The organism is Stenotrophomonas sp. SI-NJAU-1, assembly GCF_020883215.1.
GTDB lineage: Bacteria > Pseudomonadota > Gammaproteobacteria > Xanthomonadales > Xanthomonadaceae > Stenotrophomonas > Stenotrophomonas indicatrix.
Genome location: NZ_CP086598.1, coordinates 2,286,193 through 2,303,118, shown reverse-complemented (window position 1 = coordinate 2,303,118; position 16,926 = coordinate 2,286,193). Strand labels below are relative to the sequence as shown.

22 protein-coding genes are annotated in these 16,926 nt (G+C 67.8%); 12 read left to right on the top strand and 10 right to left on the bottom strand.

Annotated features, from left to right (window positions below; all coding sequences use genetic code 11):
• Position 1 precedes the first annotated feature (1 nt).
• Positions 2–958: an acyl-CoA desaturase gene (locus LMF57_RS10605; RefSeq protein ID WP_208082993.1), complete on the bottom strand. Its 957-nt coding sequence runs from the start codon at positions 956–958 to the stop codon at positions 2–4.
• 84 nt (positions 959–1,042) lie between these two features.
• Positions 1,043–1,810 (bottom strand): hypothetical protein, encoded by a 768-nt coding sequence (locus LMF57_RS10600; RefSeq protein ID WP_208082992.1) that lies wholly within the window; start codon positions 1,808–1,810, stop codon positions 1,043–1,045.
• Positions 1,811–1,954: 144 nt separating this feature from the next.
• Here LMF57_RS10600 and LMF57_RS10595 point away from each other — a divergent pair, with 144 nt between their 5' ends.
• The 4 genes from LMF57_RS10595 to LMF57_RS10580 all read left to right on the top strand — a co-directional run bounded on the left by LMF57_RS10595 (position 1,955) and on the right by LMF57_RS10580 (position 4,335).
• Positions 1,955–2,578 (top strand): sigma-70 family RNA polymerase sigma factor, encoded by a 624-nt coding sequence (locus LMF57_RS10595; RefSeq protein WP_229289819.1) that lies wholly within the window; start codon positions 1,955–1,957, stop codon positions 2,576–2,578.
• Positions 2,575–3,249 carry a ChrR family anti-sigma-E factor gene (locus LMF57_RS10590; RefSeq protein ID WP_229289818.1) on the top strand — a complete coding sequence of 225 codons (675 nt, stop codon included), beginning with the start codon at positions 2,575–2,577 and terminating at the stop codon, positions 3,247–3,249. Before LMF57_RS10595 ends, LMF57_RS10590 begins: the two co-directional genes overlap by 4 nt.
• A 19-nt stretch (positions 3,250–3,268) precedes the next feature.
• On the top strand, positions 3,269–3,952 hold the full coding sequence (locus LMF57_RS10585) for an NAD(P)H-binding protein (RefSeq protein WP_229289817.1): 684 nt from the start codon (positions 3,269–3,271) through the stop codon (positions 3,950–3,952).
• Between the two features lie 71 nt (positions 3,953–4,023).
• Entirely contained in the window at positions 4,024–4,335 is a 312-nt protein-coding gene (locus LMF57_RS10580) for a hypothetical protein (RefSeq protein ID WP_032974675.1), read from the top strand.
• Here LMF57_RS10580 and LMF57_RS10575 read toward each other — a convergent pair.
• The 5 genes from LMF57_RS10575 to LMF57_RS10555 form a co-directional block, all read right to left on the bottom strand.
• Positions 4,332–4,817: a TspO/MBR family protein gene (locus LMF57_RS10575; protein WP_208082989.1), complete on the bottom strand. Its 486-nt coding sequence runs from the start codon at positions 4,815–4,817 to the stop codon at positions 4,332–4,334. The genes LMF57_RS10580 and LMF57_RS10575 overlap by 4 nt on opposite strands.
• Before the next feature lie 80 nt (positions 4,818–4,897).
• Complete coding sequence (locus tag LMF57_RS10570; RefSeq protein WP_229289816.1) at positions 4,898–7,093, bottom strand: hypothetical protein; 2,196 nt, start codon at positions 7,091–7,093, stop codon at positions 4,898–4,900.
• 210 nt (positions 7,094–7,303) lie between these two features.
• Positions 7,304–7,840: a hypothetical protein gene (locus LMF57_RS10565; RefSeq protein WP_229289815.1), complete on the bottom strand. Its 537-nt coding sequence runs from the start codon at positions 7,838–7,840 to the stop codon at positions 7,304–7,306.
• Between the two features lie 28 nt (positions 7,841–7,868).
• Positions 7,869–8,789, bottom strand: a complete 921-nt coding sequence (locus LMF57_RS10560) for a hypothetical protein (RefSeq protein WP_229289814.1) — start codon at positions 8,787–8,789, stop codon at positions 7,869–7,871.
• The gene (locus tag LMF57_RS10555; RefSeq protein ID WP_117310481.1) at positions 8,786–9,850 is read right to left on the bottom strand and encodes a twin-arginine translocation signal domain-containing protein; all 1,065 of its coding nucleotides are present in this window, start codon (positions 9,848–9,850) and stop codon (positions 8,786–8,788) included. The genes LMF57_RS10560 and LMF57_RS10555 overlap by 4 nt, the downstream gene beginning before the upstream one ends.
• A gap of 88 nt (positions 9,851–9,938) precedes the next feature.
• Here LMF57_RS10555 and LMF57_RS10550 point away from each other — a divergent pair, with 88 nt between their 5' ends.
• Genes LMF57_RS10550 through LMF57_RS10535 form a run of 4 tightly spaced genes read left to right on the top strand, consistent with a single transcriptional unit; the run spans position 9,939 to position 11,996 of the window.
• Positions 9,939–10,868, top strand: coding sequence for a LysR substrate-binding domain-containing protein (locus tag LMF57_RS10550; RefSeq protein ID WP_229289813.1), 930 nt, complete (start codon positions 9,939–9,941; stop codon positions 10,866–10,868).
• Positions 10,865–11,326: a helix-turn-helix transcriptional regulator gene (locus tag LMF57_RS10545; protein ID WP_229289812.1), complete on the top strand. Its 462-nt coding sequence runs from the start codon at positions 10,865–10,867 to the stop codon at positions 11,324–11,326. The genes LMF57_RS10550 and LMF57_RS10545 overlap by 4 nt, the downstream gene beginning before the upstream one ends.
• A gap of 11 nt (positions 11,327–11,337) precedes the next feature.
• The gene (locus LMF57_RS10540; protein ID WP_117310478.1) at positions 11,338–11,769 is read left to right on the top strand and encodes a VOC family protein; all 432 of its coding nucleotides are present in this window, start codon (positions 11,338–11,340) and stop codon (positions 11,767–11,769) included.
• Positions 11,766–11,996, top strand: a complete 231-nt coding sequence (locus tag LMF57_RS10535; protein ID WP_229289811.1) for a hypothetical protein — start codon at positions 11,766–11,768, stop codon at positions 11,994–11,996. The genes LMF57_RS10540 and LMF57_RS10535 overlap by 4 nt, the downstream gene beginning before the upstream one ends.
• Before the next feature lie 19 nt (positions 11,997–12,015).
• Here the strand turns inward: LMF57_RS10535 and LMF57_RS10530 are convergent, their stop codons facing one another.
• Entirely contained in the window at positions 12,016–12,711 is a 696-nt protein-coding gene (locus tag LMF57_RS10530; RefSeq protein WP_117310476.1) for an HAD family phosphatase, read from the bottom strand.
• A gap of 14 nt (positions 12,712–12,725) precedes the next feature.
• Positions 12,726–12,908: a hypothetical protein gene (locus LMF57_RS10525; RefSeq protein ID WP_117310475.1), complete on the bottom strand. Its 183-nt coding sequence runs from the start codon at positions 12,906–12,908 to the stop codon at positions 12,726–12,728.
• 227 nt (positions 12,909–13,135) lie between these two features.
• Between LMF57_RS10525 and LMF57_RS10520 the strand changes: the two genes are divergently transcribed.
• The 4 genes from LMF57_RS10520 to LMF57_RS10505 are packed head-to-tail and all read left to right on the top strand — an operon-like array spanning position 13,136 to position 16,093.
• Positions 13,136–14,077 carry an acyl-CoA dehydrogenase gene (locus LMF57_RS10520; protein ID WP_229289810.1) on the top strand — a complete coding sequence of 314 codons (942 nt, stop codon included), beginning with the start codon at positions 13,136–13,138 and terminating at the stop codon, positions 14,075–14,077.
• Positions 14,065–14,817: a PIG-L family deacetylase gene (locus tag LMF57_RS10515; protein ID WP_229289809.1), complete on the top strand. Its 753-nt coding sequence runs from the start codon at positions 14,065–14,067 to the stop codon at positions 14,815–14,817. Before LMF57_RS10520 ends, LMF57_RS10515 begins: the two co-directional genes overlap by 13 nt.
• Positions 14,814–15,401, top strand: a complete 588-nt coding sequence (locus LMF57_RS10510) for a class I SAM-dependent methyltransferase (RefSeq protein ID WP_032974693.1) — start codon at positions 14,814–14,816, stop codon at positions 15,399–15,401. Before LMF57_RS10515 ends, LMF57_RS10510 begins: the two co-directional genes overlap by 4 nt.
• Positions 15,398–16,093, top strand: coding sequence for a glycosyltransferase (locus LMF57_RS10505; protein WP_117310472.1), 696 nt, complete (start codon positions 15,398–15,400; stop codon positions 16,091–16,093). The genes LMF57_RS10510 and LMF57_RS10505 overlap by 4 nt, the downstream gene beginning before the upstream one ends.
• An 18-nt stretch (positions 16,094–16,111) precedes the next feature.
• Here LMF57_RS10505 and LMF57_RS10500 read toward each other — a convergent pair whose 3' ends face one another.
• Positions 16,112–16,750 (bottom strand): DUF6766 family protein, encoded by a 639-nt coding sequence (locus LMF57_RS10500; RefSeq protein ID WP_117310471.1) that lies wholly within the window; start codon positions 16,748–16,750, stop codon positions 16,112–16,114.
• Positions 16,751–16,926 lie beyond the last annotated feature (176 nt).

Genomic DNA, 16,926 nt, shown 5'->3' with positions numbered 1-16,926 from the left:
GTCAGTGCCTCGCCTTGGCCAGTACCCAGGCCGGGATCGGCTTGAGGCCCTTCACCAGGCCCAGCGCAGCCATTGCGCGCAGGCCATACCAGCTGATGTCGATCTCCCACCAGCGGAAGCCCTGGCGGGCGGTGCCGGGAAAGAAGTGATGGTTGTTGTGCCAGCCTTCGCCGAAGGTCAGCAGCGCCAGCCAGAGGTTGTTGCGGCTGTCATCACGGGTCTCGAAGCGGCGCCGGCCGAATCGGTGCGCCAGCGAATTGATGGTGACCGTGGCGTGGAACAACACCACGGTGGAGATGAAGAAGCCCCAGACCAGCAGCTGCGGGCCGGAGGTATGCAGGCCCGGCGCCACACGCTCGAGCACCGCACCCACACCATACAGCGCAGCGGCCAGCAGCACCGGAACCACGGTGTCGAACCGATCCAGCCAGCGCAGCTCGGGGTAGCGGACCAGATCGGGAATGCGCTGCAGATCGGTGGCAAAGGCGCTACGGGTGAGGAACCAACCCATATGGCTGCGCCAGAACCCGCCCTGGCGCGGGGAATGCGGGTCCTGCGGTTGATCGGCGTGGCGGTGGTGGTGGCGGTGGTGCGCTGCCCACCAGAGGGGGCCACGCTGCACGCTGGCGGCGCCGATGACCGCGAACACGAACTGCACGGTGCGCGATGCCTCGAACGTCCGGTGCGAGAAGTAGCGGTGATAGAACGCGGTGATGGCGAACATCCTGATCGCGTACAGGAACACGGCGACGGCAACCGCTGTCCAGGATACGCCCACCCAGATCACCCCGAGGCAGGCCACGTGCAGCAACGCGAAGGGCAGGGCGCGCAGCCAGTCGATGCGGTCGCCCTGGCTGCCGTCGATCGGCGCTTCGCTTCCGGCATCGGTGTCGAACCAGCGCTGGAAGGTGCGCAACAGGCGCGAACGTCTGCGGAGTCGGGGCGCTGCGGATGCCATGGACGGAAGCCCGAGGGAGTCGATTGCCTACCTCTACGCGTTGCAGTGCAGGTTGGATGCAGTGGATTGCAACCGGCTGCATGTTCACCTGGCCGTAACACCGCAGCTCGCCACCAGTGGTCGCTGCAGCTCAGTGCGCCAGCGCTGCTCCGGCTGCTCGCTTGCGGGCGCGGCGAAGCGCACGGTCACCTGCGGATAATCGCCACGTGCATCGCGCAGGTTGCTGGTACCACGGAACTCCAGCAGGCGGCGATCGGCATCGGCGTAGACCAGCGACAGACGTGGGGCCACCGCGCCGAACCAGGTATCAAGGCGGACGTTCACCGCATGGGCGGAAAGCCCCTGCCAGCGCACCTGGCCCTGGTACTGCACCTGCACGGGGTAGAAGCGTTGCCGGCCGGGCACCAGGAAGGGCAGGCTGACCGGTGCTCCACCCTGCAGCGCGCGCCAGTGGGCCCGCACGGCGGCATCGAAGCCGGCATCGATCACGGCATCGGCCGGCAGCGGCAGCTGCCTGGTTCGGGAAGGCGTGGACGTGTCCTCCTTCCAGTCGACCCGGACCACGCCGGGGTCGACCCTCACATCGGCCGCTTGGCCGCTGCGGGCGTCCTGCAGCACATAGCCCCGCATCTGCGGCCGGGTGGCGGCGGGCATCCGCTTGCGGGCGAAAGGTTGGCCCGCAGGGCAAAGGTATTCCACCCAGCGTTCGCTGCCATCGCCGGCGCCGCGCTGCCAATGCACTTCGCGGTAGGCAATGACTCCGTTGGCCAGGGTGGCCACGCCCTCCGAACGCAGAAGAGGGGCGGCCGAAGCGGCGCAGGGCATGCAGAGCAGCAACCAGGCAAGACGCATCGGGGCGATCCATGGGAGGCTTGCGGGCCTGTACGCGCGACGGCGCCGGCTGGATGCACGTTGGCACCCATCCCGGGTGCATCCAACAGGCGCCACCGTGCGTAGAGGGAAGGACTCCTCTTCACCCAACGGCAGCCCCCGCCGATGTACCGTCCTCCCGCCAGTCCCTCCCATCCCTTCGACACCGCGCGGATCGTGTCCAGTTCACAGCAGCCCAGCAACGAGCCAACGAACTGGAACGGCGAGATGGATGGCGTCGCCCGGCTGCGCGATCGTGACTGCTTCATGCGCATCTACGACCATTTCATGCCGCGCCTGTGCATTTATCTGCGTGGCCTTGGCGCACCCGCAGCGGTTGCCGAGGAGCTGGCCCAGGAATGCCTGCTGCGCCTGTGGCTGCGCGCGGCCGAGTTCGATCCTGCCCAAGGTGCGCTGAGCACCTGGTTGTATCGCATCGGCCGCAACCTGCACATCGACCGCGTGCGCCGCGAACGCAGCTGGATGCAGGTGCAGGAAGCGGTGGAAGACGCCGCTGCCGCCTACGTCGGCGAGCGCAGCAGCGCCGAGCAGTTTGCCGACCATGCCCGCCTGCGCCAGCGCATCAATGAACTGCCGGCCACGCAGGCGCGTCTGGTTCGCATGTCCTACTTCGAGGCCAAGAGCCACAGCGAGATCGCGCAGGCGCTTGGGATGCCGCTGGGCACGGTCAAATCACACCTGCGACGAGCGTTCCTGCAGTTGCAGTCCAAGGTCGGGGGTGCACCATGAATCCGCACCACCACCTGCATGAGTCGACGCTGATGAGCTACGCCGCCGGTGCTCTGCCGGCACCGTTGAGCATCGTCGCCGGCACCCATCTGGAGCAGTGCCCGCACTGCCGCCAGCGGCTGCGCGAAGCGGAGGCCATCGGAGCCGCACTGCTGGAGCAGACCCAGCCCGTGGCGGACGAGGCGCGGCGGGCGGGCCTGCGCGAAGCGATGCTTGCGCAGCTCGTCGAGGTCCAGACCGACGCGGTGCCAGGCCCGCTACGGTCGATGCCGCGCGAACGCCCCGAGGCGGATCCGGATCATCTGCCGACGTCGCTGCATCCGTACTTCGGCGATTCGCTGGGCCGGCTGCACTGGCGCTGGATGGCGCCGGGAGTGCATTGCATCCGTGCCGAGCAGATGCCGTCGCTGATCATGCTGAAGATCGCGCCGGGCAAATGCCTGCCGATGCACAGCCATGGACGCAGCGAACTGACACAGATCCTGCGGGGTTCCTACAATGATGCGCTGGGGCTTTTCGCGCCCGGCGATGTTGCGGACCTGGACGAGGACGTCGAGCACCAGCCGGTAACGGCGCCGGGCGTACCGTGCATCTGCGTTTCCGCGCTGGATGCGCCGCTGGTATTCAGTGGTTGGCTGGCCCGCCGGATCCAGCGCTTCGTGAAACTCTAGGCTTCCTCAAGGTCAACGCATGTACGAAACACGCCCGCTGCGGATTCTGCTGACCGGCGCGACCGGACTGGTCGGGCAGGGTGTTGCCCGTGCCTGCCTCGCTTCGCCGCAGGTGGCGCGCACCGCCGCCCTGGTCCGCGGCAAGGCCCCCCTTGACGCGCGTATCGAGCAGATCGTGCTGGCCGATTTCCAGCATGCCCGTGGTTTGGGCCCGCAGCTGGCCGGATTCGATGCGTGTTTCTATTGTGCCGGAGCACCGCCGGTCGGCACCGCCGAGGACGAGTATCGGAAGGTGACGCTCGATGCCACCCTTGCCGTGGCTGCAGCATGGGCCGAGGCGAATCCGGACGGCCGGTTCCTCTATGTCTCCGGCGCCCATGCCAATCCCCACAGCCGGATCATGCCCCTGCGCATCAAGGGCGAGACCGAGGCCGCGTTGGCGCAGCTCGCGGTGCGCACCGTCATGCTGCGTCCCGCCGGGGTGCGCCCGGTGGCGGGGACCGGCACCCGTCATGCGGCGTTGAAGCCGCTGTATCGCTTTGGCGGTCCCCTGATGGCGGCGGCGGGCCGCGTCCTGCCCTCACTGGTGACCAGCAACGAAGCCATCGGCCGCGCGATGATCGTGCTGGCGACGATGCCGGAGCCGCCGCCGGTGCTGGAATGTGCGCAGATCAATCGGCTGGGTGGCGCTGCTGCAACCTGATGGGTGCGGTGCACATCTGCTGCACATCGCGCCTACTACAGTCGTCGCTCATCCTTCTGTGACGCATCGACGTGAACCTGCAGCCATCGTCTTCCCTGCTTCGCCCATCGCGCCCAGCGCCTGAAAACGGCCGTTTCGACCTGCTGGATGTCAATGCACTGCAGGATCCCGGCAGCGGCCGCATCGTCCATCTGTATTCGCTGGTGGCGCGTTGCCTGTGCTGCGAGGTCGTATTCAAGGCGCAGGAGGGCGATGGGCTTGTCAGCACGTCTGCCGCGCGTGTACTGCGCTGCCCGACCGGCTGCGGTGAGCAGGCCTTCAGGGGCAGCGCGCTGCGCCAGTGGCGGCCCGCAGCGCAAGGCCCTCAGGCATTGCCCGGCTAAAGCACGGCCGGATTGGCCTGCCACACTGCGTAGTTGAGCGCGCAGGCGAACGTCACCCATGCCAGGTAAGGCAGCAGCAGCCATGCCGCCGCCGGACGCACGCGATGGAAGGCGACGATCGTGGCCACGATCAGCGCCAGCAACAGTGCGATGTCAGCGAACGCCAACGCCCCCTGTTTCCAGCCGAAGAACAGCCAGCTCCACAGCACGTTGAGGGCCAGCTGCAGCAGATAGAGTGCCAGCGCAGGCGCGGCCGCGCGCCATCCGCCCTGGCGCCATACCAGCCACGCCGCCAGCGCCATCAATGCGTACAGCACCGTCCACACCGGACCGAACACGCTGCCAGGCGGTGCCCATGCCGGCAGCGCCAGGCTGGCGTAGAAATCCGCTGCCGAGATCGAGGCACGCGCGCCCAGTGCGGCCGCCAGAAAAGTGACGATGGCCCAGCCCAGAAGGCCAACTGCTTGCCTGCGGACATTCACGGTGTCTTTCCTCCTGCACTATCGCCAACTGCGGTAGTGCGTTGTACGTAAAGGCGTCGCAACTGGATGCAACCTGCGGCTCAGTCGGCCGTTCCGCCGACGCCAGCCTGTGCCGGGGCCGGCAGCAGAGCGGGCCGACCGTCAAACCATTCCCGCGCGCCGGCCAGGTGCCACTGCCGGCGCTGCCCATCCAGCTCGATGCCGGCACCCAGCAGGCCCCAGCGAAGGTAGAGGTCGCCACGCTTGCGCTGGTCCAGCAGATCCAGCCGCGCACGCAGCGAAAGGCGCTCGTTCTCAGCCTGCAGTCCATCCAGTACCAGATGCCCGGCGCGCCAGCGCAGGCGGGTATGCGCATCCACCTGGCCGGAGTCGAGCAGCGACAATGCCCAGCGCGGGTAATCGCTGCGCTCGGCAAACAGCGCCAGCAGCGGGCCCGCGTCGCGCATGGCAAGATCCGCGCGTGCGTCCACCTGGAAGGGTGACTGCGCATCGATGTCACCGCGGGCGATGGTGACCCGGCCCCACCACGGCTGTGAACGCTGCTGCTCACCCACCTGCACGTTGCGCAGCTCGATCACGCTACCGCCCAGATCGAAGCGGCGCTGGCTGAAATCGCCACGCCGCAGCCTGCCATCAACGCGGGCGTCGCCCTGCAGGCCAAGCCCGGCCACCTGCAGGCGTGCGCGTTGGCTGCGCAGGCGGACACTGCCATTGCCAACCCGGCCCTGGGTATCCAGTTCAACGTCGCCGCTCACCTGGCCAGCGCCTCCCAGCAGCCGCACCTGGCCGTTGCCCAGGTAGCGGTTGTAGGCGGTGAGGTCTGGAATGCTTGCGTCATCGAAGCGCAGCTGCGCGCGTACGCCCTTGTGCAGCTCGCGCAGGCGACCGTCACCGGTGAGCGTCAGTGCCAGGTCGCGCCCATCGAACAGCGTGGCACCCTTGGCGCCGCCTGCACGCGCATTGAACGTGGGAAGCTTCACTGCCAGTACGGCGTGCGTCGGCGTCCCGGCCTGCAGTTGGCCATGGGCGCTGGCCGTTCCCTGCATGTGCACGCCGGCCACTTCGGCCACCGCCCGCGCTGCAGGAATGTCGACGCTGCTGCCAGCGGCCAGCTCGCCGTTCTGCAGGCGCAGGTCGGCGCGCAGCACGCCACCGCCCTGCAGCTGGAACCAGGGTTTCTGCACGAACAGTGCGGGAATCCAGTTGAGCGAGGTGAAGGTCCATTCGCCCTTGACCGTTCCGGAGGTACGGCCCAGCATCTCGCTGGGTTCGGCGAATGGAATGTGCCGCCCGGTGATGGTCAGATCCGCGTCCAGCGCAGCGCCTGTGCCCTCGCGCTGCGGCAACCGCGCCTGCAGGCGGATGTCGCGGGCGGTATCCAGCTGCACTGCCAGCGTTCCGCGGTCGGGGGCGCCAGCTCCCATCTGCAGGGGAACGCGCCACACCGCATGGCTGCCGGGCTGAAGCGCGCCCTGGTCCAGGGTGATCGAGGCCTGCAGCTGCCCCGGCACTGCGGCGCTGGCAATGGAAGGACGTTGCGTGTCCGTATCCAGGCGCAGGCCCTGGCTGCGTGCCTGCACCTCCAGCACGGCATGCAGCAGCCCCAGCTTTGCCAGCCCGGGTGCCTGGTCGCGGTAATGCCGTGGGTAGGAGAACTGCGTCTTCAACTGCATGTCGCCGAGCAGCTGGGTGCCGTCAAGGCTGACGTCGGCATCAGCGAACGCCACCTCCGAGTCCAGCAGTTCGGAAGGGCCACCACGCAGCTGCTTCACGAAACCGACCGTGCCGCTGCCCTGGCCAACGATCAGCAGCTTGCCCACGCGGACGCTGCGGATGGTTTCGCTATGAATGGCATCGAACCGCAACGTCCAGCCGCGATCGCCGCGCGGTGGTGAGGGAATGGCCTCCTCCACGCGCGCGATCTCGGCGGCCACCCCGGTCGCGTGCAGCGACGGCACGCGCACCTCGCGCTGGAACAGCGGCAGCAATGCCAAGCGTGCACTGGCGCGGTCCGCGCGCAGCACATACACCGTGTGATTGACGTGGCCGCGCATCTGCACATTCCAGGCGATGACATGCCCCGGCAGCAGCGTGAACGCCGGGCCAGTGGTCATCACGAACTTGTGCGGTTTGCGATTGGTGACCTGATCGAACAGCGGCGTATTGAGGAAAACATTGCCCGCCAACAGGTACAGCAGATACAGGCCCAGCAGGTACGGCAGCAGCTTGCGGCCGTGACGGCGCCATCGCTGCGGGCGGGCGAGGGAGTGGGGCATGGACCCTCGGCATGGAATGGGATGGCCATCACTATCGTAGATGCGGCTGTGGCGCGATGTGAACGTGCTGCGCGGGCCGCGCCTGTAATGAGCGTGTCTTTGCCAAAGCAGGTCCTGCCATGCTGATTCTTGCTCCGGCCTGGACAGGCGCCGGCCTACCTCTGGGTCCTGCCCGGCGAGGTGATGCTCTCGATCTCGATCTTGTCTGGCTCAGGCATGGACCTCTCCTTCAATGCGGATATCCGGGCTGCGCAGGCCCATCGCAATCCAGGCCTTCATCAACCGGGCATAGAAGCGCAGCGAGTGTTGCTTGAGGTTGGGTACATCGGCGGGCAGCACGGAGGGATCGGGCAGATCGCCCACCATGGTGCGCATCTGCAGCGGCGGCCGGGCATCCTCCGGCCACAGCCCGCCATACAGGCTAAGCCAGTGGCCGCCGGTCAGTTCAAGAAACAGTGGCGTGCTGCAGCAGGTGGCCAGCACGCGACGGGTGCCGGCATCGGCTGAGAGGCGGAACGCGGCCAGGCGCTCCACTCCTGCCAGGAACTCCACCCGGTCCTTGCGATACATGACGAACCGGGTAGTCCCATGCGGTCCGAGCAGCCGCTGGGCGCCGGGCAGGCGCTGCAGGCGCAGGCCTGCGGCGCGGCAGCTGTTGCAGCAGCAGTCGACGCAGGCGATGGGTGTGCCGGTCAGGTTCAACGTCACTTCGCCACAGCGGCAGGCAACCTGTTGTGCGGAAGGCATGTGGATGCTCTCTTCGGGGTCTCTTTTTCTATCGACGAACCGGGGGCCCCGGAATCGACAGGGACGGTGGCAGCCGATAGCTCACCCGGTACAGGTCCAGGCTGGCGCCATCGCCGCGACGCGCTGAATAGGTGAGCGTGCCAGGGCGGGACCAGTCGAGCATGGCCCCATAGCTGTCGCTCGCACCGTCGTTGACGGGTGCGGGCAGTCGCATGCCGGGCGCGTAGCGGTCACCGAACGCGCGTGCCGCGAACTGCTCGACCCGCGAACTGCCGAAGTCCTGTGCACGTGCGAAAACGAGGGTCCGGCCATCGCCCAGGAAGGTGGCGTCGAATTCCTGCGCGGCCGTGTTGACCGCGCCTGCCACCGGCTGCGCAGGTTGCAGTTGGCCGTCGTCCACCCGCGCGACATACAGATCGTGGCCACCGGCGCCACCTGCTCGGTCGCTGGAGAACAGCAGGGTGCCACCGTCGGGCGCGAGCATCGGCGCAAACTCGTTGGCGGGACTGTTGACGGCAGACCCGAGATGCTCGGCGGCACCGAACTGCAGGCCCTGCACGGGCACCCTGTACAGGTCATCGCCGCCCAGGCCACCGGGGCGATCGGAGCAGAACAGCACGAAGCGGCCATCGGCGGTGAACGCAGGGTCGAAATCGCGGCCGGGTGTGTTGAACGGAACCGGGCGCGCGGCACTCCACTGGCCGTGCTGCAGATGCGAAACCCAGATGTCATGGCCACCTTCGCCGCCAGGCCGGTCACGGCTGAACCAGAGCGCTGTGCGTCCATCGGGGCTCAGCGTCAGGCGGATTTCGCTGTATCGGGTCGACGCGATGCCTGGTGCGAAACGCTCTGCGTGAGGGTCCAGTGCCAACGCCTCCCGGCTGGCATCACCCCCCGGCAGTCCAGCGACCGCGACCGCAAGCGCGACCAGTGAGGCAAGCGCGTTCATGCCTGCCGCTCGAAATCGCTGATCCAGTTGGTCTCCCAGGTCGCTCCGCCGTCTGCGGATGCCGCCTGTTCCCAGCGTGCGGAACGCGGGGTGATCCGCGACCAGATCACCCGCGTTCTGATCGGTTGTCCCCGCAGCTGGTCGTCTCCCATGAACGTGCCGACGCCATCGACGAAACCGCCGCGGACCGGTGCGCCGATCCGCGTGGGATCGCGGCCATCCAACCACCAGCTCGACCACTGGCCACTGCTGGCATCCCATGCGCGGATGCCCATGCCGCGTACGGTCGCAGCGGGGAAGTTCATGACGTTGTCGCCAACGTTGCCGAAGCCGCCCAGCACCGGCCAGTTATGCAGCGTGCCATCGAAGTGGTCCCAGCGGTTGCTGCCAGACAGGCGTTCGCGCAGTCGCTGATGCTGCACGCTCCAACGGCCGACCAGGAAGTCGAAGTCGCGGGGTGCATCCGACTGCAGCGGCAACGGCGAGGGTATCGCTGCCGTGCGGGTGAACCAGTTGCGCCAGTTCACTTCCCAGTGCACGCCGTTGTCCGCGGAGAAGGCCTGCTCCCACCACGGCTGCGCAGCGTGGATGTCGTGCCAGCGGAACCAGACCTGGATGGGCTGGCCCTTGAAGGAATCCGCGCCACGGAAGCTGCCGCCTGTACCGCTGAAGCCGCCACGCACCGGTGCTTCGAAGCGGCTGGGAGCGCGGCCATCCAGCCACCAGATTGCCCAGGTGGCGGAGGCCGGATCGAAGGCACGTACACCCAGGCCGCGGTAGGCGCCACCGGGCAGCTGCATCAGGTTGTCATCGATCGTGCCCAGCCCGCCCAGGGTCAGCCAGACCGCACTGGTGCCAGTGAAATCCACCCAACGCTGGTCGGCCACCAGGCGTTCCTGCAGCCGGCGGTGACGCACGTTCCAGTTGCCCTGCAGCCAACGCCAGTCATTGGCATGGTCTCTGCCGGCATGGGCAGGGCTGGCGCCCAGCGGCAGGCACAGCCCGAAGGCGCCGGCACCGTACAACGCGGCAAGGCCGCCCAGAAATCCACGTCGCTGCATGTCTGATCCCCGTTGTCCGAGGTCTCATCCTCGGTGCCGCACGGGGGATTGACCACGCGGATATCGAGGCTCAGGCTAAGCCACACTTATGGTCGCCCACCGCCACCTGCCGTCGCTCGTTGCCATCCGTGCCTTCGAGGCCGCGGCGCGGCTGGGCAGCTTTGCGCGGGCCGCGGAAGAACTGGACACCACGGCGGCATCGGTCAGCTATCACGTCCGGCGCCTGGAAGAGCAGACCGGTGCACGACTGTTCCTGCGCCACGCCCAGCACGTCGAACTGACCGAGGCCGGTGCCAGCGTCGCAAAGGAGGCTACCCGCGCCTTCGATGCCCTGCGTGCCAGCTTCATGCGTGCCGCCGACCTGGATGCCACCCGCCTGCGCCTGACCGCACTGCCTACGTTGGGCACCAGTTGGCTGACGCCGCGGCTGGGTGGCTTCCGCGCCCGGCATCCGCAACAGGTGCTGGAGCTTGATCTGTCGGCGGAGCCGCAGGACCTGGCAGGCGGGCGCTTCGATGCGGCCATCCGCAACGGTCACGGCGACTGGCCGGGGCTGCACGCGGTGGAGCTGTTCCCCAGCGTGTTCACGCCACTGTGCGCGCCCGCGCTGCTTGAAGCCGCCACCGGCCTGGGCGGCGCGCGGCTGCCGGATGTGCCATTGCTGGGGCGTCCGGACTGGTGGGCGCTATGGTTCCAGGCATTCGCGCAGACACCGGCACCTGGGGCGGAGCGCTTCGCCACCAACTTCGCTGCCGAGCATCTGGACGTAGCCGCAGCGATCGCCGGCCAAGGCATTGCCATCGGCTCGCCGATCCTGTTCAAGGCCGAGCTGGATGCGGGGCGCCTGGTGCAAGCCCACGAAGGCGTGGCCAGCGATGGCCGCAGCTTCTGGTTTGCCAGCCCGGCAGGACGCAGCAACGCCCCGAAAGTCGCGCACTTCCGTGAGTGGCTGTGCACCGAGGCAGCGGCGGCCCGGCATGCTGCACGACCCTTGCTGCGCAGGGTGGCCACGCCATGACCCAGAGCCCGGAACTGCTGCGCCGCCTGCTGCGTGCAAAAGACCACATGGACCGGGCCAGCCATGAAGACTGGCCGGTGGCGCGGCTGGCCGGGATCAGCGCAATTTCCGCGGCCCATTTCGCGCGCTCCTTCAAGGACGCCTTCGGGGTGCCGCCGCACCGCTATCTGCTCAGCCGCCGCATCGAGCGCGCTGTCGCTCTGCTGCGCGATACCGACCTGCCGATCACCGAGATCGCACTGCAGACCGGCTGGACCAGCCTGGGCACCTTTGGCCGCATCTTTCGTGACATCACCGGCGACAGCCCCGGTGCCCTCCGCGACCGCGAGCGGACCGATGCCCCGGCGCAGGGTCCGGTGCCGGAGTGCCATGCGCGTGCCGCACGGCGCCCGGACCTGAAGATCGCAGTTTTGGAGAAGCGCCGCCGCACCGGCCTTGTTAGCGTAGATCGCACCTGAGGGAGGATCCTATGACTGGCATGGTGAATGTGGTCGGCCTGTATGTGCACGACCAGGATGTGGCACTCGATTTCTACGTCAACACGCTCGGCTTCCAGGTGCATACCGATGTCGGCAACGGCGACTATCGCTGGCTCACGGTGCATTCGGGCGGCGAGGGCGGTTTCCAGCTCGGCCTGTTCAAACCGGGGCCGCCGGTACACGATGCGGCCACTGCGCTGACCCTGCAGCAGATGGTGGCCAAGGGTGCGATGCCGCCGCTGGTGCTGGCGGTGGACGATTGCCGCGCCAGCTACGAACGGCTGCTGGCACGTGGGGTGGAATTCACCCAGGAGCCGGTGGAGCGCTATGGTGCAGTGGATGCCGGATTCCGTGATCCGTCCGGCAATGGCTGGAAGATGATCGAGCGCCCGGCGAAGACTGCCGCGAGGACGCGGCAGTGAGGGTCGGCAGCTGGACGCGTCCGGTGCACCGCTGGACGTCAATCGTCTTCACCCTGACAGTGATCGCCAACTTCGTGGCGCGCTGGATGGGGCAGGGCGAACCAGCGGACTGGCTGACCTACTCGCCGCTGCCGCCGTTGTTCCTGCAGCTGTTCAGCGGGTTGTATCTGTTTGCGTTGCATTACCGCCGCAGGCCGGATGCCGCTCGCGCCGGCGTCGCACCCTGACGCGGGGCGCGCTGGCACATCAAGCGAAGGCGTGGGGGCTGTGGCCCGCCAGCAGAGCGGGAAGCAGCTGCATGGATTCGAAGATCACCTGGGCGCCAGCGGCGCGCAGTGCCTCTGGCGAGCTGTGGAAAGGCCCACCCGGGCTGAAGCCGAAGACGGTGGCCCCGGCGGCAACGCCTGCGGTGGTGCCGGTCACCGTGTCCTCGATGACTGCACAGCGTGTGGGATCAACGCCCAGCGACGCTGCGGCGGCCAGATACACACCCGGGTGTGGCTTGGTCTGCGGTAGATCCTGGCCGCTGAACATGCGTCCTGCGAAGACCTCATGCAGGCCGATCCTGCGCAGTTGCAGTTCCACCTTCAGCAGGTCCGCGCCGGATGCGCACGCAATGCGCCCATCAGTGGCAGCGTGGATGTCGCGCACCGCTGCAGGCGCGCCAGGAATTGCAGTCAGATCGCGCTCCAGCGCGATATTGCGGCGTGCGCGGAACTCATCCAGCCACGCCGGCGTAAACGGCTTTCCCGTGCGCGCCTCGATCAGGTCGGCCTGGGCAGCCACGGACTTGCCGAGGAACACTGCACCGGCCTGGCGGGCCGTCAGTGGCCAGCCGCGCTCGGTCAGCATCTCCGCGAGTACGCGGGAGGTCAGAGGTTCGGAATCGACCAGGACGCCGTCACAGTCGAACAGGACAGCGTCAAACGGGAAGCGTGACATGTTCCGTCCCCGCATCAGTTGTCGCGCACGCGGGCCGCTGCCGCGTTGGCGCGTTTCAGGCGCTCGTTCCGGGCCTGGCGGTCATAGGCATCCCTTGCCTGCATTGCTTCGCCTGCGGCACTGATCCATCCGCTGGTGCTGCATCCCGAGGCAAGGGTGGAGGCTGCGAGGGTGGCGGCGACAAGCAGTGATTTCATGGATGTTCCCGGGGGTGCGGACGACAAGCGTCGAATACAAGAATGGTGAATCAGGCTGACGACCTTATCCACCCCGCACTTAATAGGCCTCGACCGGCCCTTTTTGTATATGCATGACAGAAGGCGGTGGGGGAGGGGCAGCGGCTTCATGCGCTCGCCACGCACCGAAGACAGCAACGTGACCGCCTCCGCTCTACGTTCTGCAGGCCCCCTCCGTTCGGCCTGACATGCTCGATACCGTTTCCACCCCTCCACTCGCCGACCGGGCGCGCCACGCGCTGCTGATGCAACCTGCGCTGCCACAGCCCGGCGGCGGCAACACGTTGCAGCGATGGCGCGCGCTGGCCCGGCTGGGCGCTGAGGATCTGTGCCTGGCCAAGGTTCTCGAAGCCCACTACGATGCCGCCGCCATCCTGCACGACCTGGGTGCACCGGCACCGGCCGACGGCACGCTATGGGCGGTGTGGGCGGCCGAGGGCCCTGCCTGCACCGTGCGCGCCGATGCGTTCAACCGCCTGCATGGCGACAAGCCGTGGTGTTCGGGCAGCATGTTCGTCGATGCCGCCCTGGTGACGGTTCGCTCGCCCGATGCAGCGCAGCTGTACAGCGTTGCCGCTGCGGATTGGCAGTCGCTGGATGCCGATCCGTGGCCAGCAGCAGGCATGGCCGGAATCCGTTCCACCACCGTCCGTTTCAACGCCGCACTGGCGCAGGTGGTGGGTGGGCGCGATGCCTATCTGCAGCGGCCCGGCTTCTGGCATGGCGGTGCAGGCATCGCGGCCGTCTGGTTCGGGGCTGCAACCGCATTGGCCGAACGCATGCAACCTGCCTGCGCCGAGGGCCTGCGTGCGCGGCTGCTGGGCAAGGTGGACCTGGCATTGGCACCGGCGGCGGCGCTGCTGCGCGAGTTGGCAGTGAAGATCGACCAGGCACCTGATCTGCCACATCGCGAGGACGTCGTCCGTGTCCGCAGCGTCGTGGAACGTGCCGCCAGCGAGGTGCTTGACCTTGCAGGCCGTGCATTGGGCCCGGCGCCCATGTGCATGGAGGCCACGCACGCGCAGCGATGGGCGGATCTGACCGTCTTCCTGCGGCAGAGCCATGCAGACAAGGACTGGGCCTGGCTGGGCGCACAACGGGCGCTCCAGGAGGGACCGTGGAGCCTGTAGCCACTATCCACGGCACCGGGTCGGACGAGCACGCATGGCAGCAGTGCGACTGGCTGTGGAAGCAGCCCAGCATCGGCCTGGCGGACCTGTGCGGGGATGCGGCCCGGATTGTCGTGGTGGCGCCCCATCCCGACGACGAGATCCTCGGGTGTGGGGGGCTGCTGTGTGGTGCCGTCGAGCGTGGTGTGGCCGTGCAGGTCGTTGCCGTGACCGATGGCGAGGCCTGTTATCCGGACGAGCGCTGGTGGACGCCCCAACGTCTTCGCAACGCGCGCCGCGAAGAGCTGCGCGCGGCGTTGGCCGAGCTGGCGATCGGCGCCGATGCGATCTGCCATCTCGGCATCGACGATGGCGCCGTAAGCGCACACGAACAGGAACTGGAAGGCTGGTTGCAGCGCACTCTGCGCGACGACGATCTGGTGCTTGCGCCGTGGCGGTTCGATGGCCACCCCGATCACGAGGCCGCTGGCCGGGCCGCATGTCGTGCGGCTCACGCGGCAGGCTGCGCGCGCCTGGAATATCCCGTATGGGGCTGGCATTGGCTGGAGCCTGCGCATGCTCACATGGCGTGGGAGGCGCCGAAAGTGCTGGACATCTCCAACGCCATTGATTGCAAGGCACGGGCCATCGCCCGCTTCCGCACCCAGATCGGGAGCGTCCCCCGCCTGCGCGCGGAGCCGATCCTGCCAGCCCACATCCTTGCCCGATTCTCCCGGAAAAACGAGGTATTCCTGGCATGAGTGCGCAACCCTATTTCGACCAGCTGCATGCCGCTGAAGATCCCTTCGGCTACCGCAGCCGGTGGTACGAAGAACGCAAACGCGCGTTGCTGCTTGCCAGCCTGCCGCGTGCCAGGTTCAACCGCGGCTGGGAGCTGGGCTGCTCCAACGGGGTGCTGACCGAGGCGCTGGCGCCTCGCTGTGAACGCCTGCTCGCCACCGACATCAGCCCCCGTGCCACGTTCCAGGCGCGCCGCAACCTGGCCCACCTGCCGCATGTCCAGGTGCACTGCGCCAGCCATCCGCAACAATGGCCCGCTGGGCGCTTCGACCTGATCGTCTGCGGTGAAATGGGCTATTACCTTGCACCGGAGGCACTGCCCGCGCTGCGCAGCGGCATCCACGCGGCGCTGAAGGATGAGGGCCTGCTTGTTGCGTGCCACTGGCTGCCTGCCTTCCCCGGACGCTCCAGCGCCACGGCACTGGTTCACCAGCACCTTGGGCAGGGGCTGCAGGAAGCGTTCTGCTATCGCGATGCTGATTTCGTATTGCAGGGCTGGATGCGCCGGCCGCTGTCGCTGGCCCGGGAAGAGGCGCTGCGATGATCGGCGTGCTGGTGCCCGCGCATGACGAGGCCGCCACGATCGGCCGCTGCCTGCGCTCACTGCAGAAGGCGGCCCGGCACCCTGGCCTGAACGGATGCGAGGTACGCATCGTAGTGGCACTGGATGCCTGCAGTGATTCGACGGCGGCCATCTGCAGGGAGCTGCAGGTGGAAACCATCGAGCTGCAGGCGCGTTGTGTCGGCGCTGCCCGCGCTGCTGCAGCTGCGCGGCTGCTGCAGCAGGGAGCGCGGTGGCTGGCAAGCACCGATGCCGACGGCACCGTGCCGCCGCAGTGGCTTGCGGCGCAGCTGGATGCCCGCAGTGATGCGTTCTGTGGCGTAGTGGACGTGGCCGCCAGCGGCCGCCGCAGCCGCCATCTGCGCAGGCTGTTCCGGCGCAGCGAGCGCTGGGGCGATGGCCATGGGCGGGTGCACGGCGCCAACCTGGGCGTTTCGGCGCAGGCCTACCGTGCTGTCGGCGGTTTCGCCGCGCTGGGCTGTGGCGAAGACGTGGACCTGGTACGTCGGCTGTCGGCGGCGGGCGCCAGCGTGCGCTGGGCCGGGGCCCCGGTCGTGACCACCAGCGCCCGCCTGCTGGGACGGGCGCGCGGCGGTTTCGCCGACTATCTTGCCGGGCTGACGCTGGAACAGCAGAGCGCCCCTGCCGTCTGTCAGCTGACCGGCACCGGCTGATCGCTGCCTGCGCGCGGCTCAGTCGCCGGTCTGCGCGTGCGGGGCCTGCACCGGTTTCGACTGCGGCGAGTCCTTCTGCCGCAGGAAGATGGTCAGTACCACCAGCGACAGCACGGCCAGGAATTCACTCTGCCAGTTCTGCATCGACTCGAACCAGAACGTGCTGCCCAGCACATGCTCAAGGAAGCCCGGTGCCGGCAGCCCCTGCAATTGCTGCTCAACGCACTGCGAGCGCCAGCTGCCGATGGCGTGCAGGATGAAGCTGAGCAGGAACATCAGCCCGAATGCGATGGCCAATGAGTGGCCGTACAGCGCCTTCCACACTCCGCCACGTCGCACCGGCCAGGGCGTAGGGCCGTCTTCCACGCGCGCCTGTTCCTGTGCCGGGTCAAACGGGCGCGACTCGGCAGAGCCCCGTTGACGCAGGGAGACGGTCAACAGCACGTACATGCCCATCTGCAGGAATTCGCTTTCCCAGTTCTCGAACGTGGCGCTCATGAAGTGACCGCTGTGCAGGTACTGCCACAGATCCAGCGGCGTCCTGCCATGCTGCTGCAGTTCCTCGTTGTGGACCTGCAGTCCCGCAGCCACCTGTCCCCCCAGGAACAGCAGCATGAGCGCCAGCAACACCAGTGACAGACCATTGCGTTTCCACATGCCCTTGCTCCGCTTGCCTACATGCCGCGTGAGAGCCTGCGCGGAAGACGTCGAAACGACTGTGAACGATCTGCCTGATGGATGTGAGGGGCCCGGCGCTTGACGTGGTGTTGCATTGATATGGACAGGACGCACACCGGACAGTCACCGCCTGCGAGCGCGGCGCGTGTGAGTCT

Bases quoted from the DNA above. Each gene is read 5' to 3' on its own strand.
- LMF57_RS10555 (WP_117310481.1), bottom strand. From the start codon at position 9,850: ATGCAGCGACGTGGATTTCTGGGCGGCCTTGCCGCGTTGTACGGTGCC.
- LMF57_RS10505 (WP_117310472.1), top strand. From the start codon at position 15,398: ATGATCGGCGTGCTGGTGCCCGCGCATGACGAGGCCGCCACGATCGGC.
- LMF57_RS10545 (WP_229289812.1), top strand. From the start codon at position 10,865: ATGACCCAGAGCCCGGAACTGCTGCGCCGCCTGCTGCGTGCAAAAGAC.
- LMF57_RS10500 (WP_117310471.1), bottom strand. From the start codon at position 16,750: ATGTGGAAACGCAATGGTCTGTCACTGGTGTTGCTGGCGCTCATGCTG.
- LMF57_RS10510 (WP_032974693.1), top strand. From the start codon at position 14,814: ATGAGTGCGCAACCCTATTTCGACCAGCTGCATGCCGCTGAAGATCCC.
- LMF57_RS10550 (WP_229289813.1), top strand. From the start codon at position 9,939: ATGGTCGCCCACCGCCACCTGCCGTCGCTCGTTGCCATCCGTGCCTTC.
- LMF57_RS10560 (WP_229289814.1), bottom strand. From the start codon at position 8,789: ATGAACGCGCTTGCCTCACTGGTCGCGCTTGCGGTCGCGGTCGCTGGA.
- LMF57_RS10595 (WP_229289819.1), top strand. From the start codon at position 1,955: ATGTACCGTCCTCCCGCCAGTCCCTCCCATCCCTTCGACACCGCGCGG.
- LMF57_RS10585 (WP_229289817.1), top strand. From the start codon at position 3,269: ATGTACGAAACACGCCCGCTGCGGATTCTGCTGACCGGCGCGACCGGA.
- LMF57_RS10605 (WP_208082993.1), bottom strand. From the start codon at position 958: ATGGCATCCGCAGCGCCCCGACTCCGCAGACGTTCGCGCCTGTTGCGC.
- LMF57_RS10590 (WP_229289818.1), top strand. From the start codon at position 2,575: ATGAATCCGCACCACCACCTGCATGAGTCGACGCTGATGAGCTACGCC.
- LMF57_RS10600 (WP_208082992.1), bottom strand. From the start codon at position 1,810: ATGCGTCTTGCCTGGTTGCTGCTCTGCATGCCCTGCGCCGCTTCGGCC.
- LMF57_RS10520 (WP_229289810.1), top strand. From the start codon at position 13,136: ATGCTCGATACCGTTTCCACCCCTCCACTCGCCGACCGGGCGCGCCAC.
- LMF57_RS10530 (WP_117310476.1), bottom strand. From the start codon at position 12,711: ATGTCACGCTTCCCGTTTGACGCTGTCCTGTTCGACTGTGACGGCGTC.
- LMF57_RS10565 (WP_229289815.1), bottom strand. From the start codon at position 7,840: ATGCCTTCCGCACAACAGGTTGCCTGCCGCTGTGGCGAAGTGACGTTG.
- LMF57_RS10525 (WP_117310475.1), bottom strand. From the start codon at position 12,908: ATGAAATCACTGCTTGTCGCCGCCACCCTCGCAGCCTCCACCCTTGCC.
- LMF57_RS10570 (WP_229289816.1), bottom strand. From the start codon at position 7,093: ATGCCCCACTCCCTCGCCCGCCCGCAGCGATGGCGCCGTCACGGCCGC.
- LMF57_RS10540 (WP_117310478.1), top strand. From the start codon at position 11,338: ATGACTGGCATGGTGAATGTGGTCGGCCTGTATGTGCACGACCAGGAT.